The organism is Ursidibacter sp. B-7004-1 (genome assembly GCF_053654055.1).
In genome coordinates, this window is the sequence record NZ_JBSIUP010000015.1 from 14,337 (window position 1) to 26,811 (window position 12,475).

The window sequence follows — 12,475 nt, forward strand, 5'->3', positions numbered from 1 at the left end:
TCAGTCCACCACTTCGTAATTTATTGATTTTAAATATGGTGGGCTAAAACCCACCCTAATCTATTAATAAACTAGGAAATTTATGAAAAAACCTTTTACTCTTTTCGCTGTGCTATTAACAGCTTTACTGACCGCTTGTGGTTGGCAATTTAAAAATAGTGAACGTTTTCCAGAAGAATTGCGTACTTTACGCTATGAGAGTGCTGATCAATATAGCGATATGTCGCGTATCTTACGCAACCAGTTGCTATTAAACGATATTACACTTGTACCACAAGAAAATAATAACCATATTGCCACATTACGTTTAAACAGTGCAGAAAGCACTTCTCGAGTTGCGTCTGTATTTAAACAGGCTCGTGAAGCGGAAAAAATTCTTAGTTTAACCGTTAAAGCAACGGTTTCTGTGCCAGAAAAAGGTGATTATCCACTAGAGGTTTCTGTATTCCGTACATTCTTTGATGACTCTCGTGCAGCTCTTGCAAAATCCGAAGAACAAGAGTCTATTATGAAACAGATGTATGAACAAGCATCTCGCCAACTACTCATCAAAATGGTGGGACTGCATAAAACACTTTCTAATACGAAATAAATAACCTTATAAAATGATTGAGCGTATTTTTTCAGAACAACTTGAAGCAAATCTTGCAAAAGGATTAAAAGCCTTTTACTTATTAAGTGGGCAAGATTTGCTCTTAGTTGATGAGTCTAAAGATCAAATTATTGCTTTAGCTCGTAAGCAAGGTTTTGATGAGAAAATAGATGTTGCAATCAACAATGAAACCAAATGGGACGATTTATTTCATCAGCTACAATCGACAGGTTTATTTTCCAGTCGGCAGATTGTGCTTTTAAATTGTCCCGATAATCTCACTGCTCCGCAGCAGAAACAGTTGTCGGAATTATTAAGTTTCAGCCATTCCGATCTCATTTTTATTTTGCACTTGCCTAAATTATCCAAAGCAATGGAAAAACAGGCTTGGTTCAATCTGTTAGAAACTAACGGATTACTGATAAATTGCCAAACGCCAGATATCAATAAAATGCCAATTTGGTTACAACATCGTGCAAAAAAAATGGCGTTAGATCTCGAAGATGAAACAATAAAACTGCTCGCTTATAGTTATGAAGGGAATTTACTTGCCCTGAAACAGACCTTATGGATGTTACAACTTCGTTTTAGTCACGAAAAAATCACACCTGCCAAAGCACAAGAAATTATTGAACAATCGGCTCAATTTACCCCTTTCCAATGGGTTGATTCGCTACTTGCAGGGAAAATTAAACGTGCCACAAGAATTTTAAACCATTTACGCAATGAAGAAGTACAAGCGGTTGTTTTACTGCGTATTATTCAAAAAGAGTTAATGTTAATTCTTGAGATGACACGTTCCCCAAGCCCCATTAAACTCAATCAGTTTCTATTTAAAGGTAATTTACGCCAAGAATTTGACCGCTTAAAAGTGTGGCAAAATCGCCGACCTTTCTATCAACAGGCGATAAATCGCTTTACCTACACTAAGCTCTATCAGCTTATTCAAACACTTGCCGATCTAGAAAAGCAAGTAAAACAAGAATTTAGCGAAGAGATCTGGCAGCAACTAGAAATTTTTAACCAAAAGTTTGCTTAATGTTGTCTGATTGTTCGAGCCTAAACTTGTAAAGGTTGTGATAAGGAGTAGATGAAAATCTTCTCTTGGTGCTAGAATAAGCACCGTTTTTACTCACCTAAATCAAAGGAGTTCTCTATGTATATCGAATTCAGTCTATCTGCAATTTTTATATTACTTGTGGTTGTTGTACTCTTTTCAATAATTAAAACAGTACCGCAAGGTTATCATTGGACCATTGAGCGTTTTGGTCGCTATACCAAAACATTAACACCGGGTTTAAATCTGATTGTTCCTTTTATTGAAAGAGTAGGACGAAAAATCAATATGATGGAACAAGTGCTTGATATTCCATCACAAGAAGTTATTTCCAAAGATAATGCCAGTGTGGCAATTGATGCTGTCTGCTTTATTCAAGTCATTGATGCACGTCGTGCTGCTTATGAAGTTAATCATTTAGAGCAAGCAATTGTCAATTTAACAATGACCAATATGCGTACGGTATTAGGTTCGATGGATCTTGATGATATTCTCTCACAGCGTGATTTAATTAACGGACGTTTGTTATCCATTGTTGATGAAGCAACAAATTTATGGGGCGTTAAAGTTACTCGTATTGAAATCAGAGATGTCCGCCCACCAAAAGAACTGGTAGAAGCAATGAATGCTCAGATGAAAGCAGAGCGTAATAAACGAGCCGATATTTTAGAAGCAGAAGGTATCCGCCAAGCAGAAATTTTGCGGGCAGAAGGTGAAAAACAGGCTCGCATTTTAAAAGCGGAAGGTGAGCGTCAAGAAGCATTCTTACAAGCGGAAGCTCGTGAACGTGCAGCCGAAGCGGAAGCGAAAGCCACTAAAATGGTATCAGAAGCAATCGCAACGGGCGATACAAAAGCAATCAACTATTTTATTGCTCAAAAATATACCGAAGCATTGCAGCAAATTGGGGCATCTGATAATAGTAAAGTTGTCCTAATGCCTTTAGAAGCAACGAATCTGATTGGTTCTGTTGCAGGTATTGCTGAATTATTGAAAAATAATAAAAGCCAGTAATCTCTTTCTATACATATCTGAGAAATAGGAGGAAATATGATGATGGAATGGTTTCCTGATTGGTCTATATGGCTTATTTTAGGCTTTTTGCTATGTATTTTAGAAATTATTATTTCTGGTGTTTTCATTATATGGTGGGGTGGAGCCGCAATTGTTGTTGCTATTGCTGTTGCTCTGTATCCTATTCCACTCAGTTGGCAACTCTCCATCTTTGCGATTCTTGCTATTATTTTTAGTCTAATATGGTGGAAATATCAGCATAGTAAGGATATTAGAGATGATGAAAATAGCACTCTAAATGCCCGAGAACATAATATGCTTGGTGTACAGGGGGCTATTGTCGAGCTACTTGAAAATGGTATTGCTCGTGGAAAATTTGGAGATACAACTTGGCGAGTGATTGGGGAGAATTTACAAGTGGGAGATAGTGTTCAAGTAAATAAGGTTGATGGTATAACGTTATTTGTACACAAATTGTAGGTGTAATGGACAAAAGATGGGTATTCGCCCATCTTTTTGTTTTAGATTTTTTATATTTAAGGCAAATCCGATAACGCATTCGGGTTTTTCGTAATAAACATTGCATCACCATAGCTGAAAAAGCGATAGTGAGAAGTAACTGCGTGTTGATAGGCTTGCATACAGTTACGATAACCTGCAAAAGCGGAAACTAGCATAATTAGAGTGGATTCAGGTAAATGGAAATTAGTTACGAGAGCATCGACAACTTTAAACGTTTTTCCTGGGTAGAGAAAAATGTTGGTATCCGCATAAAAAGGGGCAATTAGTTGTCCTGCTTTCTCTGCTGCTTGTGCAGCACTTTCGATAGAGCGAACGGATGTTGTACCAACACAGATCACCCTTTTACCTTTTGCTTTAGTAGCAAGAATTTTATCCACAACTTCTTGGCTTACTTCGGCATATTCAGCGTGCATTTTATGTGCTTCTAAGGTTTCCACTCTAACGGGTTGGAATGTACCTGCCCCAACGTGCAGGGTAACAAAAGCTGTATCTACACCTTTTGCTTGTAATTTACCCAACATTTCCTGATCAAAGTGTAACCCCGCAGTTGGTGCTGCGACAGCCCCTAATACTTTGCTATAAACAGTTTGATAACGCTCTTGATCGGCATCTTCATCAGGGCGATCAATATAAGGCGGAAGGGGCATATGTCCTGCTTGTTGTAGTAGGTCAAACAACGGTTGGCTTGCTTTAAATTCCAGCTCAAATAATGCTTCGTGGCGAGCAACCATTATGGCGTGAAAACCATTTCCTTCGCCTAATTTATCTTCGCCTAAAATAATCTCCGTACCTTCTTTGGGTGCTTTTGATGAGCGAATATGAGCAAGGCAACGATGTTCATCTAATACTCGCTCAACCAATACTTCTAGCTTTCCACTGCTTGATTTACGTCCGTAAAGACGAGCAGGAATTACACGAGTATTATTAAAAATCAATAAATCGCCTGTTTCAATATGGGATAGAAGATCGGTGAATTGTTGGTCTTGATATTCCCCCGTTGTACCGTTGAGATAGAGTAATCGGCTAGCACTACGCTCTTTGGTCGGGTAACGAGCAATCAGTTCATCAGGAAGATCAAAATGGAAATCGGTAACTAACAAAGGTATTCCTTAATAAATTGCAAAAAAATGGAAAAATCTAACCGCTTATGCTTAGAGTAATGCATAAATATCATTGATAGCTTTACTCAGTTTGTAGCGATCGTGGCGGTAATATATATCTTCAGCTTGTAAGTCTTGGCGAAGAGTCGTTATATAATAAGGTGTTTCACTGGTTTCATCTAAATGGGTAATAATGCCATTTAAACGCATTAAGCCGATACGGTTTTCAATCCACTGAATACGATCAGTCAGTGAAAGTGAGCCTGCAATACCGTGCTCTTTGCCGATATTATCAATAAAAATAACTTTAGCGTGGCTTGTCTGAATGGCTTGAGCGACTTCATCAAGGAGTAAATTCGGCATAATACTAGTAAAAAAGCTCCCCGGCCCAAGAATAATCAATTCCGCTTGATTTAATTCTTCCAGTATTTCAGGCGTGGCGTTTACATTAGGCGTTAGAGAAAGCGACTGTGGCACAACGTCTAAAGCATCAATCGACACCTCACCAACAATGGTTTCCCCATTTGCAAGATGGCTGGATAAATGCACAGGTGATTCAGACATTGGCATTAAACCCACTCGAACGTGTAGCAGATCTCTCACTAAATTTAATCCATCAAGGGGACGGATTTTCATATCTTCGAGAGCTTTAAGAATAAGGTTGCCTAAATTATGCCCAGCTAATTCCCCTTGCCCAGCAAAACGGTATTCAAAGAGAGCAGATGCAATGGTCGGTTTTATCGTGATTTGAGTTAGACAGTTACGGAGATCACCCCACGCGATACCGCCGTGTTGGTAGCGAATACGCCCTGTTGAACCGCCATTATCGGTCGTTGCTACCACACCTGTTAAACGTTCTTTTAAAAATGAGAGTGAAGACAGCACACGTCCTAAACCGTGCCCACCACCTAATGCTACAACTTTATTCAGTTGAGCGAGTTTAGGGTGGCGTGGTGGAATTGTCATTTCTGTCATAGCAAACCTGTATGTAAAAACATTAAAATGAAAGTAAAAGTTTCACTCAATCTAACCGCTTGTGTTTTAATCCGTCGTTGGCAATGCATTAACCACTGCTTTAACAAGAGTGGCAAGTGGTATCGCGAAAAATACCCCCCAGAATCCCCAAAGACCACCAAAAATCAGCACTGCAACAATGATGGTTAATGGGTGTAGATTGACCGCTTCTGAAAAGAGAAAAGGTACAACAATGTTACCATCGAGCAATTGGCTAATGACAAAAGCGAGTAACACATAGTAAAACTCAGGTGATAAGCCAAACTGAAACAGTGCAACTAATGCAACAGGAATCGCAACTAATACCGCACCGATATAAGGGACTAATACCGATAAACCCACTGCCACAGAGAGTAATAGGGGATAGCGTAGGTCAAAAAAGAGAAAAATGATGTAAGTTACCACACCCACAATCATAATTTCTAGAAATTTTCCACGAATATAGTTTGCAATCTGCTGTTGCATTTCTCTCCAAACACGATTTGCTAAACGGCGGTTTTTAGGTAAAAAACGCCCAACATCGTTTAGGAATAAGGTTTTATCTTTTAAAAGAAAGAACACCATTAAAGGAACAAGGAAAGCATAAATACCCAGCCCTACAATACTCACAATGGAATTGACAGAGAAGGCAAGTAACGAATCGCCAAATCCCAAAATTTTGGTTTTTAGACCTGCCATTAGCGAATCTAACATCGCATAATCAATCAATTCAGGATAATGCTCAGGCAAGGCTTGTAACCATTCATTAAGTAGATTAAACATAGCGGGTAGATCTTTCAAAAAAGTTACCGCTTGGTTCCAAAGTGTTGGAAGTAATACTACGAATAAGAATACCGAAATAGAAATAAATCCGCCGAGTACAAGAATTAATGAGAGAGAGCGAGGTAATTTCAATGAGGTGGTTAAAAAACGAATTGGCCATTCGAGTAAATAAGCGAAAACGATAGCAACCAAAAGCGGCATTAATAAATCGCTAAAGAAATAGATAGTACCAAACCCAATCAGTAAGATACCAAGTAGCACTACTGTTTGTGGGTCATTAAATTTTTGTTTGTACCACTGGAGAAACATATCCAACATATCTATTTCCTTATATTAGCAAGTATTATTTATTTTTGGCTACAAACCGCAATAAATCCTAATTGGTTTTCAGGATCATTAAAGGTTTGGAACATTTTCTTGAAAGTATCACGATTTTCAGGTTTTAACGCATTACCGACAATTTTCATTGCCCCAATTACGCCTTCATCGTGAATTAAGCCTTTAGGGGAAAGTAAGCTCATTTCCCCTGTAAAGGTTTCTACATTGCGGAAACCGCAGTTTAAAAAGGTTTCTTTCCAGCCATCTTTAGAGAGTGGGCTGACTGTTAAATGAATCGCGTCTCTTAGTTTGGCAATTACACTTTCAGCGTTGTCCCCATTGAGTAACACATCGTGAGTAAGTAAAAAACCATTTGGTTTAAGTACGCGTAAATATTCGCGAATTGCTTTTTCTTTTGCTTCTGAAGGTAACATCGTTAGCATTGCTTCATTGATAACAATATCAAAACTATTATCTTCAAAAGGTAATTTAGTAGCATTGGCTCGCTGTACACGCACTAAATCAATCACTTCATTCTCTTTGATATTCTGTTCTGCCTTAGCTAATGCTTCTTCGTCTAAATCAATACCAATAACTTGGCAACCAAACTGTTTGGCTATTTCAATTGCTGTTGTTCCCATATTACAGGCGACTTCTAAAACTTTTTTATCTTTTCTAAAATCACCGTTGGCAATTAACCAATCTGTTGCGATTTTACCACCTGGGCGTAAACGTGTTTTACCTAAGCGAGCTAAAAAATGGTGTCCTACTTCTTCTTTCTTCATATCTGCCACCTCAATAGTAAAAATAATAAGATCTGATTATTTGAGAACCTAAAAGTTCATCAATATAGAATAAAGCAATTATAGCGTTTTTTTACCTGTTCTTATATACAAAACTACGGAAATTTGACACAATTATAGACGCTTGATTTTTACACATTAAAAAGAAGGAAAAAGAATGAAAAATTCACAAAAACACCTAAAGCAAAATGCTCAGAATATCGAATATGCTTTGCAACGAGGCGAGATTAAAGAGAGTGCAGTAAAAGCACTTGTTACAGATAAGCTGTTTAGAACTCGAGTTGAGCGTAATCGTAAAGGAAAAGGTAGTTATCAACGAAATGCAAAACACAGACACAAACTCACCGCTTATGGCAAATCAGAAAGCCCATTCAAAAGTAACATTATTTTTGAATGGGCTTTTTAGTTAGATGTTATTACAAGAAATACTAGAGGTCAGATCACAAATCCACTGCTTGTTAATTTACTACTTGTTAAAAATGCGTGATAGAATTTACCAATTTCCATTTTTAGGGCTACATAATGCAAAATAATGTTCTTACCGTTACTCAGCTGAATTATGCTGTTCGCCATACATTAGAAACTGAATTTAGTTACATCTGGTTAGTGGGGGAAATCTCTAACTTTAGCCAACCTGTTTCAGGGCATTGGTATTTAACCCTTAAAGATGAGCAGGCACAAGTTCGGTGTGCAATGTTCAGAATGAAAAATCAGAGAGTGAATTTTCAGCCTAAAAATGGAATGCAAGTGCTTGTAAGAGCGAATGTGAGCTTATATGAGCCGAGAGGTGATTATCAAGTGCTGATTGAAACTATGCAACCTGCGGGAGATGGTTTATTACAACAACAGTTTGAACAGCTTAAAATGAAATTAGCAGCAGAAGGACTTTTTGCCCAAGAACATAAAAAGCCTTTGCCAAACTATGTAAAAACAGTAGGAATTATCACTTCATCAAGTGGAGCAGCTTTGCAAGATATTCTTAATATTTTGGGACGCCGAGATCCAAGTTTACAGATTGTAATTTATCCAACAATGGTGCAAGGTAAAGAGGCGACTGCAGATATTGTACAAATGATCAAACTGGCGAATTTACGCAAAGAATGTGATGTGCTGATTGTTGGGCGTGGTGGTGGATCTTTAGAAGACTTATGGTGTTTTAATGAAGAAAGCGTGGCTTGGGCAATTTATCATTCGGATATTCCGATTATCAGTGCGGTTGGACACGAAACCGATGTAACGATCGCTGATTTTGTTGCGGATATACGAGCCCCAACGCCTTCAGCCGCTGCTGAATTAGTCAGTCGAGATCAACAAGAACGTAAACGACAATTACAACACTACCAAGATCGTGCAAATTTAGCATTTGATCGTTTATGGTCTGATAATTTACGCAAATTTGCTTATTTACGCTCTCGACTAATGGCTCAACATCCTAAGAAACAACTTCAGCTTCGCCAACAGCATTTATTAGGGGTTCAACATCGCATAGAGCAGATAATGCGAGTACGGCTATTTCACCAACAGCAAATCTTAAAACAGTTTGTACAGCGTGTTTATCTTCAGCACCCGCAAAAACAGCTAGAACGTCAGCAACAGCAACTGAATTTGTTACATAAACAGCTTGTACAAAATATAGAACAACATTTTTTAGCTAAACAGCAGAAATTTGAAAATGTTACCCAACGCTTAAAACATAATCCTTTGCCGCATTCCATTCGCCAGCAACAACATCAATGGGGAAAATTAGAGCAACGCTTGGTTTTTGCAATTCAGCGAAAAGCAAGTTTATCACAACAGAATTTTCAACAATTATGTGTCAAACTCGAAAGCCTAAGTCCATTAAAAGTATTAGCTAGGGGCTATTCTGTTACACAAAATCAGCAAGGTATTGCTTTAATTTCTACTCAAAAGATTAATGTGGGAGACATTCTATATACAAGGCTAGAGCAGGGTAGCGTTGTTAGTGAAGTAGTATCAATAGAAGGGTGAGAATAACAAAATGTTGGATTTACGATTGCTCATAAATCCAACATTCCTATGTATTAGAGATTAGTTAAGCAACCAAACACGTCCGTAATGCTTCATTAGGCCAGCCTTATGTCCTGCCTGATCGCCAATACCTTGGTATAAATCAAAATGTTGATTTTTAACTGCACCGCCAACATCAAGTGCTACCATCAAGCGTAATTCGTGTTTACCTGTCCAATTACCTGAATGATCAACCAATGGCATTTCTACTAATAGCACACTGCCTGTCGGTACAATACGTTTATCTGATGCCACAGATGCTAATGCAACAAGTGGAACACCTGCTGAACCTTTTACATCTAGAGTTGGGTCGTGGCGGAAATACACAAATGAGCGATTACGTTCAAGTAGGGCTTGTAAACGATGTGGGTTTCTTGCTCCCCATTCTCGAATTGCTTGAACAGACATTTTCTCTTTAGGAATTTCTCCATCTTCCACTAATAAACGTCCAACACTAGTGTAGCCATATCCATTTTTATCTCCATAGGCAAAATGGCGTAAATTTCCTCCACCTAGATCAACAAATCCACTACCTTGGACTTCCATTAGAAAATTCTCTAAATATGAATTAGTATAAGCTAACTCTAGACCTTTACCGTATAATGCTCCTCTGTAGATTTCTGCTCGAGCATATTTTTTATTTCCTTTCGGAATAGCATAAATCGGGTGGCGGAATTCGCCTTGTGGAGTTAAGCGTGCTTGGATAACAGGGATATAATACCCAGTCATCAATACATTTTGATAGCCATCTTCACCACGCATTTGACGAGAGTGCAAACCGAAACGTGCGAGATCATTGATATTTCCCCCTGCATTTACCCAAGCGGTGATTTTACGGTAAGTATTTCCAAATGTGGCTGAAATATTACTAGAGTATTGATACACATTATTTAGTTGTTGTAAAAACTCTCTAGGGTTTACAATTTTTCCATTCGCTGACACCGTTGCAGTGGCAAAATGAGGCATCTGTTCAGGGACAAACTGACGACCTTTTGTAATAGCTCCCCATCTTGAACCATCAGATATACTCACTTCAGTTTTCTTTGCTACATCAACCGAACAGCTAGTGATGAAGAGTGTAATTCCAGTTAATGCGATTTTTTTATATGCTTTCCGAAACATAATATTTCCCAACAAGTTAAAAATGAATAAAGCGTAATAATGATTAAGAATATCAAAAAAGAATGTAAAACGATACTGATATGTAGAAGATCAAGTCTGATCTTCTACAGTTAAATATGAAGAACTGATTTTAGATTAGATTTTATTCTTAGCAGATAAAAAACCGAGCAATTTATCTGCTCGGTTTTACCTTCATTTGATTATTTTACATCAGCTTCATTGTCTGAAACAGTACCGACATTTCTATCAGTAGGCTCTGTTTCAGAGAAAGTGTCATCAACTTTAGTTTCTGACGGTTTTTCATCTGAAGATGATGGCGGCGTGTTATCACCACTATCATTCCAACCTGCAGGTTCGCCAACTGGTTTACGTTCCATTAGGTTTTTGATCTGTGGCATATCGATTGTTTCATATTTCATTAACGCATCTTTCATTGCGTGTAAAATATCCATATTGTCGATCAATACTTGTCTTGCACGCTCATAGTTACGTTCAATAATCTTACGCACTTCTTCATCAATAAGCTGTGCGGTAGCCTCTGATACAACTTTTGGTGCACCAAAACCCTCTTCTTCTTTATATAAGATAGGACCAAGATTTTCAGAAAAGCCCCATTCAGTTACCATTCTTCGAGCAATATTTGATGCAACTTGAATATCACTTGATGCTCCTGTTGAAATATTCTCTTTACCATAGATAAGCTCTTCAGCTAAACGTCCACCATAGGTACTAGCTAATTTACCTTCTAGCTGTTTTTGACTAATACTCACTTTGTCGCCTTCAGGTAAGAAGAACGTAACCCCTAATGCACGTCCACGTGGAATAATTGTTACTTTATGCACTGGATCGTGTTCTGGCATTAAATAACCCACAATGGCGTGTCCTGCCTCGTGATATGCCGTTGAGATTTTTTGCTCGTCAGTCATAATCATTGAACGGCGTTCTGGCCCCATATTGATTTTATCTTTAGCCTTTTCAAAGTCATTCATTGTAACAACCCGTTGGTTAGCACGAGCAGAGAATAAAGCGGCTTCATTCACCAAATTTGCTAACTCCGCACCAGAATACCCCGGTGTACCACGAGCAATAATCATCGGATCAACATCAGGAGCAAGGGGAACTTTTTTCATATGCACTTTTAAGATCTGTTCACGCCCTTTCACATCAGGTAATCCAACCATTACTTGACGGTCAAAACGCCCTGGACGAGTTAATGCATTATCCAATACATCTGCTCGGTTAGTTGCCGCGATAATAATGATCCCTTCAGAGCCTTCAAAACCGTCCATTTCTACAAGCATTTGGTTTAATGTTTGTTCACGCTCATCGTGTCCACCACTAAAACCAGCACCACCACGTTTACGTCCTACGGCATCAATTTCATCAATGAAGATAATACAAGGTGCATTTTTCTTTGCTTGGTCGAAAAGATCGCGTACACGAGATGCTCCAACACCCACAAACATTTCAACGAAATCTGAACCTGCCATTGTGAAGAATGGTACTTTTGCTTCTCCTGCGATAGCTTTTGCTAATAGAGTTTTACCAGTTCCTGGTGGACCAACCATTAAAATGCCTTTCGGAATACGTCCACCTAGCTTTTGGAATTTACTTGGATCACGCAAGAAATCAACAACTTCTGCAACTTCTTCTTTGGCTTCATCACAGCCTGCTACATCAGCAAAGGTTGTTTTAATTTGATCAGGTGCGATCATTTTTGCTTTGCTCTTACCAAAGCTCATTGCACCGCCTCTACCGCCACCTTGCATTTGACGCATATAGAAAACCCAAAAACCGATAAGTAATAACATCGGGAACCAAGAAATCAAGATTTGAGATAATAACCCACGACGTTCTGCTGGCTCACCTACAACGGTAATATTTTTATTTAGAAGATCGTTTAATAAATCTCTGTCATAAATCGGCATTACGGTTTGATATTCCGAACCGTCTGATTTAGTTACGGTAATGACTTCATCATTATTCTTAAAATTGACCGATTTTAAACGGTTATCTTTTAAATCATTGATAAATTTCGAATATTCCACAGTGTTTGTACTGCCAAAATTCGTATTAAAACCTTGGAATGCAGTCATCAACGTTAAGCCAATGACTACCCAAAGTAGAATATTTTTAAACATAT

Annotated in this window: 12 protein-coding genes; 6 read left to right on the forward strand and 6 right to left on the reverse strand. The window is 38.3% G+C overall.

Annotation, left to right across the window (positions count from 1 at the left end; translation table 11 throughout):
- Window positions 1–82: 82 nt before the first annotated feature.
- From ACWIW0_RS06495 to ACWIW0_RS06510, 4 genes are all read left to right on the forward strand, one after another.
- Window positions 83–592 carry an LPS-assembly lipoprotein LptE gene (locus ACWIW0_RS06495; protein ID WP_454446266.1) on the forward strand — a complete coding sequence of 170 codons (510 nt, stop codon included), beginning with the start codon at window positions 83–85 and terminating at the stop codon, window positions 590–592.
- 16 nt (window positions 593–608) lie between these two features.
- On the forward strand, window positions 609–1,631 hold the full coding sequence (gene holA / locus ACWIW0_RS06500; protein WP_454452707.1) for a DNA polymerase III subunit delta: 1,023 nt from the start codon (window positions 609–611) through the stop codon (window positions 1,629–1,631).
- Between the two features lie 117 nt (window positions 1,632–1,748).
- The gene (locus ACWIW0_RS06505) at window positions 1,749–2,663 is read left to right on the forward strand and encodes an SPFH domain-containing protein (protein ID WP_454452682.1); all 915 of its coding nucleotides are present in this window, start codon (window positions 1,749–1,751) and stop codon (window positions 2,661–2,663) included.
- 42 nt (window positions 2,664–2,705) lie between these two features.
- Window positions 2,706–3,143, forward strand: coding sequence for an NfeD family protein (locus ACWIW0_RS06510; RefSeq protein WP_454452708.1), 438 nt, complete (start codon window positions 2,706–2,708; stop codon window positions 3,141–3,143).
- 56 nt (window positions 3,144–3,199) lie between these two features.
- Here the strand turns inward: ACWIW0_RS06510 and queA are convergent, their stop codons facing one another.
- The 4 genes from queA to ACWIW0_RS06530 all read right to left on the reverse strand — a co-directional run bounded on the left by queA (window position 3,200) and on the right by ACWIW0_RS06530 (window position 7,164).
- Window positions 3,200–4,285, reverse strand: a complete 1,086-nt coding sequence (queA, locus tag ACWIW0_RS06515) for a tRNA preQ1(34) S-adenosylmethionine ribosyltransferase-isomerase QueA (RefSeq protein ID WP_454452683.1) — start codon at window positions 4,283–4,285, stop codon at window positions 3,200–3,202.
- Window positions 4,286–4,336: 51 nt separating this feature from the next.
- Window positions 4,337–5,260 carry a gluconeogenesis factor YvcK family protein gene (locus ACWIW0_RS06520; protein ID WP_454452684.1) on the reverse strand — a complete coding sequence of 308 codons (924 nt, stop codon included), beginning with the start codon at window positions 5,258–5,260 and terminating at the stop codon, window positions 4,337–4,339.
- A 66-nt stretch (window positions 5,261–5,326) separates the two neighbouring features.
- A complete protein-coding gene (locus ACWIW0_RS06525; protein WP_454452685.1) occupies window positions 5,327–6,379 on the reverse strand; it encodes an AI-2E family transporter in 1,053 nt (350 codons plus the stop codon).
- 29 nt (window positions 6,380–6,408) lie between these two features.
- Window positions 6,409–7,164 (reverse strand): class I SAM-dependent methyltransferase, encoded by a 756-nt coding sequence (locus ACWIW0_RS06530; RefSeq protein WP_454452686.1) that lies wholly within the window; start codon window positions 7,162–7,164, stop codon window positions 6,409–6,411.
- Between the two features lie 175 nt (window positions 7,165–7,339).
- Here ACWIW0_RS06530 and ACWIW0_RS06535 point away from each other — a divergent pair, with 175 nt between their 5' ends.
- Together ACWIW0_RS06535 and xseA are read left to right on the forward strand one after the other, a co-directional pair.
- Window positions 7,340–7,588: an alternative ribosome-rescue factor A gene (locus ACWIW0_RS06535; protein WP_454446058.1), complete on the forward strand. Its 249-nt coding sequence runs from the start codon at window positions 7,340–7,342 to the stop codon at window positions 7,586–7,588.
- A gap of 116 nt (window positions 7,589–7,704) precedes the next feature.
- Complete coding sequence (xseA, locus tag ACWIW0_RS06540; RefSeq protein WP_454452687.1) at window positions 7,705–9,171, forward strand: exodeoxyribonuclease VII large subunit; 1,467 nt, start codon at window positions 7,705–7,707, stop codon at window positions 9,169–9,171.
- A gap of 60 nt (window positions 9,172–9,231) precedes the next feature.
- Here xseA and mltA read toward each other — a convergent pair whose 3' ends face one another.
- Entirely contained in the window at window positions 9,232–10,332 is a 1,101-nt protein-coding gene (mltA, locus tag ACWIW0_RS06545; RefSeq protein ID WP_454452688.1) for a murein transglycosylase A, read from the reverse strand.
- A 200-nt stretch (window positions 10,333–10,532) separates the two neighbouring features.
- Window positions 10,533–12,473, reverse strand: a complete 1,941-nt coding sequence (ftsH, locus tag ACWIW0_RS06550) for an ATP-dependent zinc metalloprotease FtsH (RefSeq protein WP_454452689.1) — start codon at window positions 12,471–12,473, stop codon at window positions 10,533–10,535.
- Window positions 12,474–12,475 lie beyond the last annotated feature (2 nt).